At 39.1% G+C, this 17,594-nt stretch carries 17 protein-coding genes and 1 pseudogene; 8 read left to right on the plus strand and 10 right to left on the minus strand.

Translation table 11 applies throughout. From position 1 onward, the window contains the following. Positions 1-11: 11 nt before the first annotated feature. From DR017_RS07220 to DR017_RS07235, 4 genes are all read left to right on the plus strand, one after another. Positions 12-6,824 (plus strand): T9SS type B sorting domain-containing protein, encoded by a 6,813-nt coding sequence (locus DR017_RS07220; RefSeq protein ID WP_256587554.1) that lies wholly within the window; start codon positions 12-14, stop codon positions 6,822-6,824. A gap of 156 nt (positions 6,825-6,980) precedes the next feature. Beyond that, a complete protein-coding gene (locus DR017_RS07225) occupies positions 6,981-7,475 on the plus strand; it encodes a 3'-5' exonuclease (protein ID WP_002682376.1) in 495 nt (164 codons plus the stop codon). Between the two features lie 109 nt (positions 7,476-7,584). Beyond that, positions 7,585-8,334 (plus strand): helix-turn-helix domain-containing protein, encoded by a 750-nt coding sequence (locus tag DR017_RS07230; RefSeq protein ID WP_172458401.1) that lies wholly within the window; start codon positions 7,585-7,587, stop codon positions 8,332-8,334. Between the two features lie 76 nt (positions 8,335-8,410). Further along, positions 8,411-8,788, plus strand: a complete 378-nt coding sequence (locus tag DR017_RS07235; RefSeq protein ID WP_040362047.1) for a VOC family protein — start codon at positions 8,411-8,413, stop codon at positions 8,786-8,788. Positions 8,789-8,846: 58 nt separating this feature from the next. Here DR017_RS07235 and DR017_RS07240 read toward each other — a convergent pair whose 3' ends face one another. Continuing rightward, positions 8,847-9,191, minus strand: coding sequence for a hypothetical protein (locus tag DR017_RS07240; RefSeq protein ID WP_040360811.1), 345 nt, complete (start codon positions 9,189-9,191; stop codon positions 8,847-8,849). Between the two features lie 118 nt (positions 9,192-9,309). Between DR017_RS07240 and DR017_RS07245 the strand changes: the two genes are divergently transcribed. The 4 genes from DR017_RS07245 to DR017_RS07260 all read left to right on the plus strand — a co-directional run bounded on the left by DR017_RS07245 (position 9,310) and on the right by DR017_RS07260 (position 12,083). After that, positions 9,310-9,927 carry an endonuclease III domain-containing protein gene (locus DR017_RS07245; protein WP_040360808.1) on the plus strand — a complete coding sequence of 206 codons (618 nt, stop codon included), beginning with the start codon at positions 9,310-9,312 and terminating at the stop codon, positions 9,925-9,927. Between the two features lie 91 nt (positions 9,928-10,018). Further along, positions 10,019-10,810, plus strand: coding sequence for a hypothetical protein (locus tag DR017_RS07250; protein WP_040360806.1), 792 nt, complete (start codon positions 10,019-10,021; stop codon positions 10,808-10,810). A 5-nt stretch (positions 10,811-10,815) separates the two neighbouring features. Next, a complete protein-coding gene (locus DR017_RS07255) occupies positions 10,816-11,778 on the plus strand; it encodes a bile acid:sodium symporter family protein (protein WP_002677731.1) in 963 nt (320 codons plus the stop codon). Positions 11,779-11,861: 83 nt separating this feature from the next. Then, entirely contained in the window at positions 11,862-12,083 is a 222-nt protein-coding gene (locus DR017_RS07260; protein ID WP_040360804.1) for a hypothetical protein, read from the plus strand. Between the two features lie 6 nt (positions 12,084-12,089). Here the strand turns inward: DR017_RS07260 and DarG are convergent, their stop codons facing one another. The 9 genes and pseudogenes from DarG to DR017_RS07305 all read right to left on the minus strand — a co-directional run bounded on the left by DarG (position 12,090) and on the right by DR017_RS07305 (position 17,575). Then, positions 12,090-12,485 (minus strand): flexirubin biosynthesis protein DarG, encoded by a 396-nt coding sequence (DarG, locus tag DR017_RS07265; RefSeq protein ID WP_002677760.1) that lies wholly within the window; start codon positions 12,483-12,485, stop codon positions 12,090-12,092. Then, on the minus strand, positions 12,482-12,919 hold the full coding sequence (locus DR017_RS07270; protein WP_002677947.1) for a hotdog family protein: 438 nt from the start codon (positions 12,917-12,919) through the stop codon (positions 12,482-12,484). The genes DarG and DR017_RS07270 overlap by 4 nt, the downstream gene beginning before the upstream one ends. 23 nt (positions 12,920-12,942) lie before the next feature. Next, positions 12,943-13,377 (minus strand): annotated as a pseudogene (locus DR017_RS07275) (hotdog family protein). Between the two features lie 2 nt (positions 13,378-13,379). Then, positions 13,380-14,507 (minus strand): dialkylresorcinol biosynthesis protein DarB, encoded by a 1,128-nt coding sequence (gene darB / locus DR017_RS07280; RefSeq protein WP_002677688.1) that lies wholly within the window; start codon positions 14,505-14,507, stop codon positions 13,380-13,382. Positions 14,508-14,558: 51 nt separating this feature from the next. After that, the gene (locus tag DR017_RS07285) at positions 14,559-14,828 is read right to left on the minus strand and encodes a hypothetical protein (RefSeq protein ID WP_232501544.1); all 270 of its coding nucleotides are present in this window, start codon (positions 14,826-14,828) and stop codon (positions 14,559-14,561) included. Between the two features lie 12 nt (positions 14,829-14,840). Continuing rightward, entirely contained in the window at positions 14,841-15,545 is a 705-nt protein-coding gene (locus DR017_RS07290) for an HNH endonuclease (RefSeq protein ID WP_002677969.1), read from the minus strand. A gap of 5 nt (positions 15,546-15,550) precedes the next feature. Continuing rightward, the gene (locus tag DR017_RS07295) at positions 15,551-16,441 is read right to left on the minus strand and encodes an NADPH-dependent FMN reductase family protein (protein WP_002677864.1); all 891 of its coding nucleotides are present in this window, start codon (positions 16,439-16,441) and stop codon (positions 15,551-15,553) included. Continuing rightward, positions 16,438-17,337 carry a lysophospholipid acyltransferase family protein gene (locus DR017_RS07300; protein WP_002677677.1) on the minus strand — a complete coding sequence of 300 codons (900 nt, stop codon included), beginning with the start codon at positions 17,335-17,337 and terminating at the stop codon, positions 16,438-16,440. The genes DR017_RS07295 and DR017_RS07300 overlap by 4 nt, the downstream gene beginning before the upstream one ends. Next, positions 17,327-17,575 (minus strand): acyl carrier protein, encoded by a 249-nt coding sequence (locus tag DR017_RS07305; protein WP_002677904.1) that lies wholly within the window; start codon positions 17,573-17,575, stop codon positions 17,327-17,329. Before DR017_RS07305 ends, DR017_RS07300 begins: the two co-directional genes overlap by 11 nt. Between the last annotated feature and the right edge of the window lie 19 nt (positions 17,576-17,594).

Here is a 17,594-nt window from a genome sequence, read left to right on the forward strand (position 1 = left end):
GTACTTTTACTTTGAAGTATAAAAACAATGGTAAGGGAGAAAACCCCACTGCCTATAATATAATTCTTGACTTATTCGAACGCTGGAATGGACAAACTTTTGTTAGCTATAAACCCTCCAATATTAGATTAGTAGCTGCAGATGGTACTGAACTTATTATTCCATCAACAGCACTTAGTACTCCAGATGGTACAAATGGAAAAATTGTAATAGATTTTAGTAAAATTACAGCTCTAAAAACTAATGATGCTACCTATGGCAGTAAGGATTTTGGCTTTACTGATGAAAATGGAGATGGTTTTAAAAGAGAATTGAAAAAAGATGCTGCCTTTACGCTGCGTTTTGATTATGTAAAGAACCAAACAATTAGCTGCTTGATGAACACAGCTAGTAAGGATTTGAATATTTCTCCATTTACATATTTATATACTAAAAATGTGTGTGGTCAGGATATACCTCGTAAAGAGACTCCTATACATTCATATACCTTTACACGATTGTTGAGTTCAGGAGATAGTTCAAAATTTCCTATTCAGTTGTTTCACAATGTGCCTATGGCAGGTTATGTGATGGCTGCGACTACAGGTTTTGCCGCTACCGAACGCACAAAAGGGAATAACAACAAAAATAATGACAGTAGATTAAAATATCAAATTAAACTTCCTGCAGGGGTAGCTTTAAAAAATATCAAATTCTACAAAGCTACTGCTTATGGCACTTCTACCAAAGCACCTATAGATTTGGGGAATGCTGCAGCTGGAACTACTTTCAACTATACTACAGCTGATACTGAATTTGGATATATTACTTTTGATATAGTATTAGAAAACTGTGTGGGCAATAGTGTAAAATTTGATTACTCTGCTTGGTTTTTAGATAAAAATGAAAAAACTAATACTTATTCTGAAGTACCTCTGGTTTGCGTAACTAATAAGTCAATAACAGCTATTTGTTCAAGCCCTTGTGGTTTGAATGGTCCTGAAATGTTAAGCACTAAAGTAGAACGTGCTGATAACTCTTATGGATGGACTGACCATAATATGACTACTCGCACTCAACGCTCTCAAGTATCTGAATTGCAACGCCAACGCGCTTTGTACTTAGATGACATCGAAGTAATTTCTACGGGTAAACAGCTAAATGTTACTACAAAGAACTTGTATTACCACGCTTCATTTGCCAAAGGAGCTGGTGTAACACCTAAATCTATCACTTTCAATACAGCTACTCATTCAATTACTTTACAAGCAAGTAATACTATAGTTACCAAAACTACTGTAGGTGAAAGAGATTACTTCCTTTGGGATCTTACTTCTGCCTTGCCTTCAGCAGGTATTCCTGCTAATGGCACTTTCACAACTGTAGCCACTTATCAGCTTACCAATGGAGAAGAGAGATATTCAAATTCTAAAGATATTGAATCTGGAGGAGAGAGCTTCTACTATCGTTTAAACGATCCTACTACCGATACAGTTAAAAATGCTCAAGGTTATCATACAGCACAAATTCACTGTGGAGCTAATTTATATGCTACTTTCTACTTTGCAGGATTATATTCAGCGGTAGCTACCAATGATTATGTTTTAAATGGTTGTGCACCTGTTAATTTAGGAAATTATCAAGTACACTCTGCGCGTAGGTTTAACACAGGAGGTACTTACTTTACTGATGAGTTCCGCCCTGCTCGCCTTGTCAAGAAAGTAACATTCACGGTTCCTAGTTCAGTAAACTATGTGGATAAGGTTACTTATATGTATAGAACAAAGTACCCTAAAACTGAAGAGATAAACATCCCTATATCAAAATTTGTTTTGGAAAGTGACAACGGTACTTATAAAGTGTATAGTTATACCAATCCACCTAAAGGGCAACCAGGACACTTACCTGTAGGTGAGATTTCAGCAGAAAATGCTTACGATAGTTATTTTCAACCTTGGATGCAAGCTACTTGCAAAACCAAAGTTGTAAAGAACTTAAATGAGGCTAAAGCTGCCAATATGTTAGTAACATCTAAATTGGAATATGAGGATTTTTATTACCATTATGCAGCACGAGGTGGACAAAAAATTACTTCAGGTGAGATTCCTGAAAACAAAATGCCTCTATATTTTAAAGATGTACCAAGTATAGATATCACTCCACAAACCGCTTTATCTGTAAAAGCTAGTAAAAGAGAGCAAATATTAGAATTTAAACTGTCTAACAATTCATTCTCAGATGCTCCTTATGCTTGGGTCTCTATTCCAAATATAGCAGGTGTAGATATACTTTCTCTAACCGAAATCAGCAGTACTAAAGCACACGTATATACTTATACTGCCCAAAGTAACATTTCGGGTGAGCAAATGTTCTTTTTAAGTGACAAAGGAGGTAATGGTACGATTGCAAAAGGTGAAAATCGTTATTTCCGTGTAATTTATAAAATTACTAACTGTGAGGCTCCCTTACACACGCTTAAACTATATGCTGGTTGGAACTGTAACAGCAACCCTACTTCGGGCTACCAAAGCACTTGTAGCGACAAGAGTCTTACTTACAACATTACTGTAGCTAAGAGTAGAAAAGAAATAGAGCCTGATGCCAATAACCCTGGTCAAAATAAACCTGATAAAGTAGGTACCATCCCAATGTGTACAGCTACCCCTTATAGTTATATTATCAACAGTGCTAGTGAAGGAGATATCTACGATGCCAAATTGGTAGTAACTCAAGGTGCGGGTATTAGTTTCAGTGATATCGAAGTAGAATACCCTCTCAATAGTGGTAATAAATTCTATGTAAATAGCGGAACTAAAAGAATAGGATATAGCCAATCTGGTAACACTCATACTTTCGATATTAGTAATATATTACCTGGTGGCAGCCTCCCTGGCTCAATATCAGAACCCAATGATGCCAATCAAAGGAAGTTTAAACTTACTTTCAAAGTAACTCCTGATTGTGATTTCACTGCCGGATCTTCATTTGATATAGACATTGAAGGTAATAATCTTTGTGGCAAACCAGCTGCAGGTGATAAAACACGTGCTATTATAGCAGGTATCACTGGGGTAAACATCAGTGAATACAGTATTAACCTTGACAATTTAACTTATGTAAATGGTAATGGTTCTGCTTGCGATACGGGGGTTACTTATCGCACTCGTGTAACTGTAAACGCTAGTAATCCAGCTTTTGAAATTGGAGATAATGCCCGCTTGCGTTTCCGTATCCCTAAAGGATATGAATTTGTATCAGGAGCAATACAATCACGCTCTTCTGGTACTTCTTGGACTGATCCTGCTCGCAAAACAGCAGAAGATAAAGATGTGCGCAATGAAAGAGAAATTTCAGTAACTGTTCCTAAAGGAATGAAAAATGGTCATTCTTTTGAGTATAATGTTACTATCAAACAGAAAAATAATGCAACTATAGATTGTGCAACTCCTAAAGAACTTAGTGCTTTCACAACAGATACAGTTACAGGAGTTACTTGTGCAACGGCACAAGGAGGCAAATGTGGTACTTTCACAGTGAACTCTTCTCCTCGCCGTTCTATTGTAATTAAAAATGAGCGTCCATCGTTGTCGTTTAGCAATGTAGCTGTAAGTTCTAAGGCTGAAAACAACAAAGAGAAAATCACTGTAACATACAAAATCACTAATGGGGCTACAGCATCAGCTACCCTTACAGCTCGTCCTGTAGTGGCTAGTTTGTACTATGATGCTAACAACAATGGCGAAGTAGATGCTAATGACACTAAACTTACTACTTACACTAGTACAGAAACTTTAGCCAAAGGTGCTACTTCTGCCGAAAGAAGTTTCACTCACTTAGTGGATGCTGATAAAGTATGTAGATTGTTATTAGCACTTAAAAATGAAGATAATGTTTGCCTTTGTGGTGATGTAGTAAGTGCGTTGCCTGCACCTACTACTATCGAAGGACTCACTCAATCATTTACTACTTGTGCTACTAGCAGTATAACACTTGCTTATCCAGCAGCAGCTGCTACCTACACCGGTTATACGTGGAGCGCTGTAAGTCCAGCTAACGCCTTAGGTTATTTGTCAGCAAATAATGTAGCCACTCCTACATTCTTGTACAATGGTGCAAACATCACCTCTCCTCTTGTGGTTACTTATAAACTTACGTTGAAACGCTATCACGGTTGTGAAGCTGTTCAAACTGTAACTGTACAAGTAAGTCCTCAAGGAATAAACTTAACAACTCCAGCTCCTTTGGTAGTAAACTGCAAAAATGCTACGGCAAGTATCACTCAGTGGCTCAACTCTGCTTCAGCTGCCGATACCTGCGGAAATGCGGCAAGTGTTACTCATAATTACGACACTGTAAAACCTGCCGATCTTTGCAATAACAGTGGTATTGTAACTGTAACCTTTGTAGGTAAAGATGCTTTGGGCAACACTGCTACCCAAACTCGCACCATTACTTTGGTAAATATAGATGCAGTAGATGATGACTTTACTTTTACTGATGGTTCAGTATCTACTACCTCAACTCGAACTGTATTAGTAAACGATAAAGTAGGTAACCAAACAGCTACGATAGGTACTGTAAGTTTAACTGTCATTACTCCAGCAGTAGGAGCTGCAGGTTCTGCAACACCTACACTCAATGCGAATGGTACAGTTACTGTTCCAGCAGGAACTAAATCGGGTACTTATTATATTGGATATAGAATTTGCAGCACTGTTGCAAGTATATCAGTTTGTGACACAGCAACAGCTACTATTATAGTAGGCACGCCAACTATCACCGCTGATCCTGATACCTTTACTATCACTACTGGTACTAGCACTAAGTCTGTACTTGATAACGATAAGATTGGTACGGCAACAGCTACTACTAATACCGTAAGTATTTCAGTAGTTACAGGCGCTACTCCTAAACAACCAGGTACTAACACACCTACTTTGGATAGCGATGGTAAAGTAACCGTTCCTAACAATACACCAGCAGGTACTTACACTATTGTTTATCAAATCTGTGATAAGTTAAATAGCGGAAATTGCGCTACCACCACAGCTACTGTTGTAGTAGGTAATCCTACCATCACCGCTGATCCTGATACCTTTACTATCACTACTGGTACTAGCACTAAATCAGTACTCGATAACGATAAGATTGGTACGGCAACAGCGACTACCAATACCGTAAGTATTTCAGTAGTTACAGGTGCTACTCCTAAACAACCAGGTACTAACACACCTACTTTGGATAGCGACGGTAAAGTAACTGTTCCTAACAACACCCCTGCAGGTACTTACACTATTGTTTATCAAATCTGTGATAAGTTAAACAGCGGAAATTGTGCTACCACCACAGCTACTGTTGTAGTAGGTAATCCTACCATCACCGCTGATCCTGATACCTTTACTATCACTACTGGTACTAGCACCAAGTCTGTACTTGATAACGATAAGATTGGCACGGCAACAGCGACTACCAATACTGTAAGTATTTCAGTAGTTACAGGCGCTACTCCTAAACAACCAGGTACTAACACACCTACTTTGGATAGCGACGGTAAAGTAACCGTTCCTAACAACACCCCAGCAGGTACTTACACTATTGTTTATCAAATCTGTGATAAGTTAAATAGCGGAAATTGTGCTACTACTACAGCTACTGTTGTAGTAGGTACGCCAACTATCACCGCTGATCCTGATACCTTTACTATCACTACTGGTACTAGCACCAAGTCTGTACTTGATAACGATAAGATTGGTACGGCAACAGCGACTACTAATACCGTAAGTATTTCAGTAGTTACGGGCGCTACTCCTAAACAACCAGGTACTAACACACCTACTTTGGATAGCGACGGTAAAGTAACTGTTCCTAACAACACCCCTGCAGGTACTTACACTATTGTTTATCAAATCTGTGATAAGTTAAATAGCGGAAATTGTGCTACTACTACAGCTACTGTTGTAGTAGGTACGCCAACTATCACCGCTGATCCTGATACCTTTACTATCACTACTGGTACTAGCACCAAGTCTGTACTTGATAACGATAAGATTGGTACGGCAACAGCGACTACTAATACCGTAAGTATTTCAGTAGTTACGGGCGCTACTCCTAAACAACCAGGTACTAACACACCTACTTTGGATAGCGACGGTAAAGTAACTGTTCCTAACAACACCCCTGCAGGTACTTACACTATTGTTTATCAAATCTGTGATAAGTTAAATAGCGGAAATTGCGCTACTACCACAGCTACTGTTGTAGTAGGCACAACAACACCTACAGCTCCAGTTCCTGTAGCAGTTGATGACAGAGCAACTACACCACTTAATACGCCAGTAACTATCAACGTATTAGGTAACGACACCCCTGAAGGTGCTACACCTAATGTTACCACAAACCCTGCGAATGGTTCAGTATCGGTAAATAGTGATGGCTCTATTGAATACCGCCCTCACACCGACTTTGCAGGTACTGATACCTTTGTATACGAGCTTTGTAATGCCAGTGGTTGTGCAACTGCAACTGTAACCGTGGAGGTAATAAAAAGTATTGTTGTCTACAACGCTATATCGTTAAGTAGTGACAAGAACGACCACTTCCACATAGCAGGTATTGAAAGTTACCCTAACAATGTGGTACGTATTTACAACCGTTGGGGTGTGAAAGTATGGGAAGCTGAACATTACGACAACATTCGAAATGTATTCAAAGGCATTTCTAACGGACGTGTAACTGTAGAAGCTCCTAACAAACTTCCACAAGGTACTTACTATTATGTAATTGAATATACCGATGAGCGTAACCAACAACAAAGCAAAACAGGTTGGTTGTATATCAAGAAATAAGCTCCGCAGTATCCACGCTTAAAAAGATTAAAAGCGTAAAACAACAACTCCCCGCTCGTAAACGATACGAGCGGGGAGTTTTTTCATAATTTACACATTAGCTAATTAGCCAATTATTTTTGTACCTTTGTCTTTTCAATAAATTTCCTAAATAAAATGAACTCTTTTGTAGCCTTAGACTTTGAAACCGCCAACCAATACCGCAGCAGTGTCTGCAGTATCGGACTCGTTTTTGTAGAAAACAACGAGATTGTCGATACTTATTACCAACTGATAAAACCTGCACCAAACTTTTATAGTTATTTTAATACTCAAGTACACGGACTTTCGCAGTACGACACCGAAAATGCTCCTCTCTTCCCTGAAGTATGGACAGAAATACTTCCAAAAATAAAAGATTTACCCCTCGTTGCTCACAATAGTATGTTTGATGAAGGCTGTTTGCGGGAAGTATTAGCTTATTACGCGCTCCCACAGCACACCAATCCTTTCTTTTGCACTTTGAGAGCAGCGCGCAAGAGCCTCCCTCAGCTTGTAAATCACAAGCTAAACACTGTATCCGCTTATTTTGGTTTTGATCTCAAGCAACATCACCACGCCTTAGCCGATGCCGAGGCTTGCGCACATATCGCTTTAGAACTTTTCAAGTAAGATAGCAAGCAAAAATTTTAGCAAATCTAAAAAATTGGCTAATTATTTGTACTTTTGCACTCTATCAATAGCAAACAACGTGTTATCACTTCGCTCCTATTATCACCCTATGCAATCCGTTATTCCTGCAGAAGAAAAAGAGGTTACCTATACCGAGTTTCTTCCGTGTGAGGCTTTGCACCCATTTATCTATTGCTATTGGGAACTGAAATCTCCTCCACGTAACACGCCTTTCTTTTACCGAGTAGTTGCCGATGGTTGTATAGACCTATTTTTTGACTGCAACGCCCCGCAGATGAGTTCCCTTATGGGGTATTGCAATACATACATAGAGTTTCCTATAACGGGGGCTTTCCATTATGTAGGGGTGCGCTTTCTGCCCAGTGCTTTTCCGCTGATTTTTGGTCAGGATGCTTTTGAAATCAGCGCACAAGAAATCCCTTTGAGCGAGGTAGTACCTGCACTGGCTACTTTTATAGCTCAGCAGTTGGAAGCTCCACTTTCGTTACCTAACATAGCACAACATTTGGACAACTATTTTCTCCGCCACCTATCACAACGCCCTTTGCAGATAGACAACCGCTTTTTCTCGGCACTTTTGCAGATATTACAAAGCAAAGGCACGATGCACATCAGTGAGTTAGATACCGGTATCAGTGCCCGACAGTTACGCCGCCTTTTCGAGTACTACATAGGTGATAGTCCTAAAACTTTTAGCAACATTGTGCGCTTCCAACATATACTAAGTACAAAAGCCTATCACAACCATTCCTTTTTAGACACTTATTACGACCAAGCCCATTTTATCAAATCTTTTAAAACATTCTATGGCGATACACCGAGCAAGGTGTTGGGCTGAAGAATGTCCGTTTTTTACAATTGTATTCCCTGTGCTTGCGGTACTTTTGCTGCCGAATAACAAATACATTATCAGAATGAAATTAAACGCAGGGATTATAACCGAGAAATTAGCCGAGAGCAAGGCTTTCTACACCCAAGTATTGCAATTTGGCGTTACTTTTGAAAACGACTTTTATTTGCTGTTGCACACCCCTAATCAAGAGGCAGAAATCAGTTTTTTGTTGCCTAACCACCCTTCGCAACAGTCTCTCTTCCAAAAACCTTTTACCCAACAGGGTGTATACCTCACCATTGAAGTAGAGAATGTAGATGAGTATTACCACAAGTTAAAAGAGCAGGGCGTACCCATTTCCATAGACTTACGCGAAGAGCCTTGGGGCGATCGCCATTTTGCCATTATAGACCCCAATGGCATCGGTATTGATATTGTAACCTATTCCGCACCTGAGTAAGGTATTAACGATAAATAAAAATCTCCCCGCTTGTAACAAGCGGGGAGATTTTTATTTGTTACTTCTCTAATTTGCTAATTTCCTCAATGCGTTTGTTGAGTTTTTTCAATTTCTTTTTGATTTGTTTTTCTTGGCGTTTGGCACCTCGTTCGACAGTCTTAGCAAACTTTTTTTGCTTTTTGCTGATATGCCTATTAAAAGCAAACGCTACATCCGCGTATTTACCTGTTAAAGAATTTTTTGCATTTTCTTTGTCTTCGAGGACTTTAGCGAGTTTGGCTTCCAATCTTTCTTTTTCAGCTTGTAACTCGGCAAGGGTTGAGGGTTGCTCTTGAGATTGTGCTGTGGCAATACCTCCTAAAAATAGCGTGAATAACGCTGCTATCAAAAATCTTTTCTTCATCTTTTTGTATGATATTTTTTAAAGGGCGCAAAGATAATAATAATTAGTCAATTTGCTAATTAGAAAATTAGAAAATTATTTACTACTTTTGCCTCATTACAAATCGGCAAATTATTTTATGCCTCAAAAAATCAAAGTTTTCAATAAATTATTAGCCCATTACGGCAAGCAATATTGGTGGAATGACCCCAATCGCATTACCGACTGGATTTCGATGATTCTCATTCAGCAAACTACCCAAGAGAATACCGAAAAAGCGCTTGCAAACTTAGAGGGTAAACTATCGGTAGAGGTTTTACACGCTATGGAACTGAACACTTTACAAGAATATATACGTCCGGCAGGCTTCTACAAGCAAAAAAGCACTTACATCAAAGCCCTCATAGAATGGTACGTGTCACATGGAGCGTCCTTACAGAAGTTTCAAGCTATCCCTACAGAGGAACTTCGCAAGGAACTGCTCTCTATCAAAGGTGTGGGGGAAGAAACTGCTGATGCAATGTTGTTGTACATCTTTGAGCGAAAGGTCTTCATAGCCGACCAGTACGCTATACGACTTTTGAACCGCCTGAATCTCTCTTCTGCACAAACCTATAAAGCCCTCCGTGAAGAGTGTATGCCCTTAGTGGCTGAAATTCCGTTAGAAACCTGTCAAGAATGGCACGCTGTGATTGATGTACACGGCAAGGCTTACCGCAAAGGTTTTACTGATGAACAGTGGTTGTTAGAGCAATAAAATGGAAGGTATAAAGAGCTGTACTTTTGCCTCTTAGGAGAATTGCGATAAGGCGTGTAACGGAAATTGGTACTATTATTACAAGTAAAAGATGAATCAGCTAACAAAAAAAGTCTCTAAAAAAGGACAGAAAAAGGAAGAGCTTTTCGGAGAAAAGTTATTGAAAATAGGACGTATAATCCTAATTGTACTTTTGTGTTTCTCTCTGTTAGAACTTCTATTTTTAGCCCGAAACTTTACCCTTAGCAAGGAACTTATAGACGAGATTATAATCCCGATCCTCTCATTAACAGTCTTAATAGGGTTATATGGCTTTTTTTACAGATGGGTGATGGACAAACGTATGCGCTATAGCCAATATACAAGAGGGGAATTGCCTTCCACCATCAGGGTAAAAGCTCTGAAAGACAAAACTTTTCAATGGATAAAATTCCTGTCGATTGTAGTTTTTTACACAATAGTATTCTGGATAAGCATCCAAATGATAAAAGAAAGTAATGAGGGGGTAGCCAAATATTTTTATTTACTTATAGGAATTGCTGTTTTAATAGTTATTATAGTGCTTTTTGGCAAAGATCTTATAAAAAACACCCATAATACTTTCTATGCCTTAGAGATAAAAAATGGAACTCTTTTCATTTTTTATAAAGAAGAACTTACCCAAACTATCGATTTAAAATCCATTCATCATATCCATTTTTTCCTCCAAAAAGTGAGAAAAGGGGATGAATCTGATAGAATACACCCGCGTATGCAAATTTACACTTCAAAAACAAACAAAGTATTGCACATCAAATTGAGTATTGACAACTATCTTTTACTAAAAGCCTATTTTTCTCATAACCATTTGAATGTAACAGACGAATATAATCTGTTTATTTAATTACAATGTCTAACATTCTTCAATTTATAAAGAACTGGACGCTCCCCTTCTCTATGGGTATAGGAGCAGTGGTATATTTGGTGTTTTACTATGTACCAGCTTTGGAGGGAGCTTCACAGTGGTTTGCCCCCTTGTTCAACAGTATATTGCCGCTATTTATGTTTCTTATCCTGTATGTTACCTTTTGCAAGGTCGATTTTAAGAAATTAGCCCCAGTGAAGTGGCACTTTTGGACGACTGCTTGTCAGTTACTTTTGGTAATGAGCATTGTAGGGGCTATTCTCTTTTTCCATATCAGTGGGAAGCAACTGATACTTTTAGAGAGCATACTCGCTTGCATTATAAGTCCGTGTGCTGCAGCGGCTGCCGTAGTAACTCTCAAACTCGGGGGCAATTTAGAGCAAATGACCACTTATACTTTTCTTTCCAACCTGCTCTGCGCACTGCTCATTCCCGTGTGTTTCCCACTGATAGAACCCGCTTCACAAATGACCTTTTGGGGTGCTTTCTCGCTGATAATGCAGAAAGTATGTTTGGTACTGGTCGTACCGATGTTATTGGCATTGCTCACCAAAAGTCTCCCCCTACTCCACCGCTTTCACCAATGGCTTATCCACATTCCCGACCTCTCTTTTTATCTTTGGGGCTGCTCACTGATGATAGTTACCGGCACTACGCTGAAGAACATTTTCCACGCAGGGACAAGTGTTTTATTTTTATTGCTCATAGGATTTTCGGGATTGGTGTTATGTCTGCTACAATATGGCGTAGGGCGCTATATAGGTAGGTTTTTTGGCACTTCCATAGAATCGGGGCAAGGCTTAGGACAGAAGAATACCGCTTTTGCTATATGGATAGCTACCACCTACCTGCACCCACTTTCTACTGTAGGTCCCGGTTGTTATATCCTTTGGCAGAATATCATCAATTCTATTGAAATTTGGAAAAAAGGGAAGTATAACGCATAAAAATCAATTAACAATTGACAATTAACAAATTGGCAATTTGGAAAATTATTTTTATCTTTGCCATTGTTAAAGAATATAGCTTTATGAAAAAATCATCAATGTCACCAACGGGGAGAATTGTAATGATTATTATCTCGTCAATTGCTTTTTTTGTATGTTTATCTCAATTGAAACGAGTATATGGGGTAATCTATTGGTTGGTACTTTTCAATGTAGTAATGTGGTTAGCGAATGCGGTTGCCTCAACTATTATACTCATTCGTGACTATAAAAGGAAGAAAAACAGCAGAGAAGAGGCTAAATAAACATCATTAGTGCGGTATTTCACAAAGTTCTTCCACTGTGATACCAAATACCTCAGCGTATTGTTGTAGCGTTTTATCCGATAGTTTCTTGAATACTGAAGGTTTGGCGTGACGCTTGATAACCCATTGCCAGCAGTGCATAGCATCGGCGAGGACAGCCCAATCCATACGGTTGAGAAGCATATAATAGACTATGGGACTTTTGCGTCCTGCTATGGCATCTTCTTTAGCTTCATCAATCTGCTCTTGTAACCTGCCTAAAGAGGCTTCTAAAGCTACATTTTTCACTTCCCATCCCGAACTGAGGCGGGTAGTGTAGTTTCCTTCGTCATCGGTTACGTAGCACAATTCCGTAAGGTCGCGCAAGGCACCTTTTTCCTGAGGTAGTTCAGATTCTTTCATTCCGTTAAGTTTTTAATCACTAAATTTAATTCGGCTGTTGCCATAAGAATATCGCCTACAAAAGCATCACAACGCATTGAGCAGATGTAATACTCATCGCTATCGAAACGAGAAAGCAATTCGGCTTCGGTACGCACAACTTCTTGTACCTTAGGCAAAGTGAAGATTTCCAATTTCTTAATCGCACTGATGTAGCCTATCACATAGTTTGACGAATCTTCTATACCAAAGAGAAACTGCCCCACAATTGCCGAGCAGGTTTGCGCCATATTTTCGATAAGTCCCACTTCTACAAACAATCCTTCATCTAGAAAAATACAATCATCGGTTACCGTAAATTCGGTAACTACGTGCGTATTACTGATGTCGGTAATGGTATCTACCATTTGCATCGGCGGGTGATGAGGAAGATATTTGTGGATAGAGATGTTCATATTAGGTGTTAGGGGCTAGGGGGTTAGGAATTGGGTGCGAGTACGGTTTTCATTTCGCCTTGGGCGATGAGAGTATCACCTATAAAGGTTTGCATTGTTACGAGAGTCACATCCATAAACTCTTGGAGAATGGTAATATGAGTTTTGAGGGCATCGCCTACTTTGGGTAGTGATTGTATTTCTATGTTTTTAATAGCTCCTATATACCCCATAGGAGCAGGTTTTCCGTTGAGATAGTAGTAATAGCCTTTGTGCAAGGCGATGCTTTGGGCAATATGCTCTATGAGTCCGCTTTCTAAGAATATCCCTTGCTGTACAAAGAGGTTATTAGAAGCAATGGTGAGTCCTGCCACACCCTAGGTGGGCGTATATTCCCAAAGAGCATCTACCATTACAATAGGATTGCGCTGGGGTATAAGGGTGAGAATTTCGTTTTTATCTGTAATTGGTAAAACCATAATTAAACGACCTTTAAGAAAGCATAAGAATAGGAGAATCTACCACTCTCGGGCACTGATAGCAAAACAGTATCGCCCGTTTTGAGCTTGCCTGAGTGCATCAAGGCTTCTAACATCAAATAAGCGGAAGCAGAGCCTACATTGCCTACTTCGGGGAGGTTGATAAACCAACGTTCTAACGGAAGGTCGATACCTACTGTTTTGAGGGCTTCATACAAGCGTTCTTTGAAATAACAAGACGAGATATGAGGCAAGAAATAGGTAATATCATCTGCCGACAGCTGGTGTTTATCTAAGGTAGCGCGCATACTTTCAGCGCCTTTTAGCAAAATATTCTCATTGAGTAGCTTCACATCTTGCTTGATAGCAAAAATAGATTCACTAAGCCACGCTTCAGCAGGGTATTCACTCCAAGCTTTGAGGTTGCCATCGGGGAGCTTGTCGCCACCGGCATACATACACGCTTCAAGCTCGTGAGCATACGAATAAGCGTCCATCCACTCTATTTGCAAAGCACCTTCGCGCGGTTTGTTTTCTAACAGAAAAGCCCCAGCCCCATCGGAGAGCATAAAGCGCAAGAAATCTTTTTTAAAGGCAATTGCAGGGTGCGCTTCCAACTCGGCTAAGAGTTGTACTTCGTTTTCGTATTTATCGGCACGTAACCACGCCGATACACGTTCAGAGCCCGTGCATACTGCATTCACACTATTGCCCGCCTTTACTGATAAATAGCCAAATTTGAGGGCATTCATTCCTGAGTTACACACCCCCGATGAGGCATTCAGTTCTACTGAGTGTCCGCCCAAAATGCCGTGTACCATAGAGGTGTGCGAGGGCAAGAGCACATCGGGGGTAGAGGTACCACAAGAGAGCACCTCAATAGTATCCCAAGGCACTTCGCCATCCAATAGGTTTTGTACTGCCAAAGCCGTAAGCTGGGCATTGTTATGAGTAGGGTTACCTTGCTCATCGAGAGCATAGTAACGGGTGAGAATACCATTGTTGCGGAGCACGAGGCGTCGTGCTTTAGAGGCATTTTGGTTTATGAGACCTAAGAAAGTCTCCATTTGCTCATTACCAATGGGATCGTTAGGTAAATATTTACTTGCTTTTGTTATATAAACATTCATATTATTTTAGGTAATAAGTAATAGGTAACAGGTTGTTATTCAAAACAACTACTACAAGACTCCTAATCTCTCGGCTTGTTTTCTTACATACTCTTTTGCTTCTTCTTCGGTTAAAGAACTCATAAACCTTCTTGAACTTCTCGCCGCCAAGAGCCCGTTCATTGTTTGTTGTAGCCATCCAATACCATACTTCTCGTAACTGTCCAGCAACATATCGACTGTTAGTAGATTGTTGTCGTGTGGTTCTATTTGTAGAATATTGTTCTTTTTAGATATATCTTGTTGTTCCATTTTATTATTTTCTTTGTATATGTTTATCAAAAATAGACTATATTATTCCTGATGAAATACTATTCTTCTATGTTCTTCTAAGTAAGGTTTGTTTTCATCATAAACCTTAAAGAGTTCATCATTAGGACTAATACCTAAAACTTTATACTCTTCTTCTTTTATAAGAGGAGAAATAATTATTTTGCCATTATCTTCAAAAGAAATAAGTCCTTTGTCAAATAATTTGTCGTAGTTAGGTAATAGCAAGAGTCCATTATAAGGGTCTAACTTTTCTATATTAGTAGATTTACTCCAAGGTTTTATATGTGATGCGATTAATAATTCTGTCATTTCACATTTAGAAACAGCACATTTCTTCCAAAGATTTATTAATTTATTTCTATAATTTCCTTGTCCTATTCTTGCAGATATTAATTGCTCTTTCTCTGTTTTAGGAATAATTTCATCTTTTATAATTGTTTCTATATCATCAATTAAATCAGATTTCTCAGCAATAAACTTTCTGTACTTATTGAGAGCAGCTTTAAAATCAGAATAATCATTATTGTTTTCATTTAGATATATACTTCTCTTCGATTTATTCTTTTCAAGATGATTTATAATAGTATCATTATCAACTAAATCTCTACTAATACTGAATCCCTCTTTGGCTATAAAACGTAACCAAGTAATATAATTTCCATAAGCTTTTAAACCTTCTTTTTTCATAAAGGCTTTAAACTCATTTTCAAATTCTATATATTCCATATTCTTTAATTGTTAATTATTAATTGTTTAACATCTCGTTCTACTTTCCAAAAGAATAATGGATAAGTGAGCCAGTATAGCAACCATACGATGGGCATCAGTACCCAGATAGCGATATACAGATAGATACGGAAGCATTTTAGCAGGAATTTACGTTTCTTACTGCCGTAAATCATCTTTGCCCAGATGCCAAAAAGGCGGTTGCCTTTCTTCTCTGCCGAAAGGAGAAAACGCTTGTAATGCACGCCTCCGTGGGCTACTATTTCTTTTTGCAGTCCTGTGTAATCACCGGTTTGTAGATGCTGGGCAATGAGAGAGCCGTATACACTCGCAACTTGTACATCTTTATCGGCGACACCTGCTTTGGGGAACACACCGAGATAGCGTTTGTTCTTATCGCCTGAAAAGAGCCATTGTACAATGGTAATCACACTGATATGATTGTGATGCCTATCGGTAAGGGCAATATTACCTACTAAATGTGCCCCACAATCGGTTAAGAGTTTTTTTACTTTCTGGTGTGCCATTACCCACATATTGCGAGTGCCCGAAATGGTAATGACAGGTTTACCACTGAGGAGCTTTTTAGCTTCGGGGTGTTGCAAAAAAGAACTCAATGGGATAGAGGGCGAGAGATACCACACTTGGTAGCCCAAAATCACTAAATCGTAATCGGTATGGGGGAGGTTAAAAGGTTGTAGAGGTTGGGGAATTTGCAAGTAGGACTCAGGGAAGGCGTCAAAGAATGTATCGTCTGTCCACGGAAAAGGGAAAGGAGTCGCAGTATCAATAGGCAAAAAGTCGATAGTTACCTCCGTGAGTGGGGATAGTACACTATCGATAATCTCTTTGAGTTGCCCCGATTGGGTGTAATATACTACTAATACGCGTTTCATTGTTCATCCCAAAAGTTGAAATAGTTAAACCATTGCAGTGGGTACTTTTTGAGCATCTGCTCCATATTTTCGGTATAAGCATCGAGTAGAGTTTGAGTATCGCGATTTTTCACTTCAGCAACTCGGGCATATAGGTGGTAATGCAACCTACTTTCCTTCATCACATAGACAAAAAGCACAGGCACTTTCAAGCGGGAAGCTATAAAAAAAGGACCTGCGGGAAAGGTAGCTTCTGCGCCCAAGAGTGTTCCTTTGAGTGAGCGCACGCCCTCAAAATATCGGTCGCCAGTGAAACACACTATCTTGTTATCGCCAATAGCATCATTGATTTTGAAGATATGCGACATATCTTCTTTTACATAGATAAATTGGTTAGAGGGTTTGTTTTTAGAAATAGACTCCAAATACTCTTTAATTACAGAATGTTCCATATCGGTAGTTACCGTACTGATTTGCAAATTGAGGTCTATCTTTCTAAAAAAAGGTTCAGCTATTTCAAAATTACCTATATGCGCTGAAATAAGTACGCCACTTTGTCGCTGGTCGAGGAGTTTATACAAGTTTTCGACACCATCGAACTCATAGGTAAATTTATCTTCGAGTCCTGCCAAAATAGCAATTTTATCAATAATAGTTTGTCCAAAAGTAAAGTAGTTGAGGTAGAGGCAAGCAACAGCTTTAAGAGGGTTATATCCTAAGCGATGGCGGAAATAGTAATACATATAGCCATTGGAGCGCCATTCAAACAAAAAGTAGTAGAATGCCACAAATATTAATAGTATATAAGCAGCATAAATACCTAGGTGCTTCATCAGCCATACAAAGATACTGTAACCGAGCACAGTACCTTTGGATTTTCCTTGCCATTTGGTTTTGCCTTCGTCGTTAGTGTGCATTCACTTTATTTTCTAAGGTAGTATAAAAGTCATTGAAGGTTACGATAGGTTTAAAATCGGCTTCTACTAATTTCACACCGAATTCTTGTTCAATCATCACCACCAAATCTACGTAGTCGAGGCTGTCTAATCCTAAGGAATCGCGGAAGTTAGCCTCAGGGGCAATCACACTGCCATCTACTTCAAATTCATCTACAAAAATACGGGTAGTAAGGTCTATTATTTCTTGTCTGTTCATTATTACGGTTTTTAATATA

Source organism: Capnocytophaga sputigena (assembly GCF_900446695.1).
Taxonomy (GTDB): Bacteria; Bacteroidota; Bacteroidia; order Flavobacteriales; family Flavobacteriaceae; genus Capnocytophaga; species Capnocytophaga sputigena.

Coding starts and splice junctions, on each gene's coding strand:
- DR017_RS07225 (WP_002682376.1), top strand. CDS start 6,981: ATGAACTCTTTTGTAGCCTTAGACTTTGAAACCGCCAACCAATACCGC.
- DR017_RS07230 (WP_172458401.1), top strand. CDS start 7,585: ATGCAATCCGTTATTCCTGCAGAAGAAAAAGAGGTTACCTATACCGAG.
- DR017_RS07235 (WP_040362047.1), top strand. CDS start 8,411: ATGAAATTAAACGCAGGGATTATAACCGAGAAATTAGCCGAGAGCAAG.
- DR017_RS07240 (WP_040360811.1), bottom strand. CDS start 9,191: ATGAAGAAAAGATTTTTGATAGCAGCGTTATTCACGCTATTTTTAGGA.
- DR017_RS07245 (WP_040360808.1), top strand. CDS start 9,310: ATGCCTCAAAAAATCAAAGTTTTCAATAAATTATTAGCCCATTACGGC.
- DR017_RS07250 (WP_040360806.1), top strand. CDS start 10,019: ATGAATCAGCTAACAAAAAAAGTCTCTAAAAAAGGACAGAAAAAGGAA.
- DR017_RS07255 (WP_002677731.1), top strand. CDS start 10,816: ATGTCTAACATTCTTCAATTTATAAAGAACTGGACGCTCCCCTTCTCT.
- DR017_RS07260 (WP_040360804.1), top strand. CDS start 11,862: ATGAAAAAATCATCAATGTCACCAACGGGGAGAATTGTAATGATTATT.
- DarG (WP_002677760.1), bottom strand. CDS start 12,485: ATGAAAGAATCTGAACTACCTCAGGAAAAAGGTGCCTTGCGCGACCTT.
- DR017_RS07270 (WP_002677947.1), bottom strand. CDS start 12,919: ATGAACATCTCTATCCACAAATATCTTCCTCATCACCCGCCGATGCAA.
- darB (WP_002677688.1), bottom strand. CDS start 14,507: ATGAATGTTTATATAACAAAAGCAAGTAAATATTTACCTAACGATCCC.
- DR017_RS07290 (WP_002677969.1), bottom strand. CDS start 15,545: ATGGAATATATAGAATTTGAAAATGAGTTTAAAGCCTTTATGAAAAAA.
- DR017_RS07295 (WP_002677864.1), bottom strand. CDS start 16,441: ATGAAACGCGTATTAGTAGTATATTACACCCAATCGGGGCAACTCAAA.
- DR017_RS07300 (WP_002677677.1), bottom strand. CDS start 17,337: ATGCACACTAACGACGAAGGCAAAACCAAATGGCAAGGAAAATCCAAA.
- DR017_RS07305 (WP_002677904.1), bottom strand. CDS start 17,575: ATGAACAGACAAGAAATAATAGACCTTACTACCCGTATTTTTGTAGAT.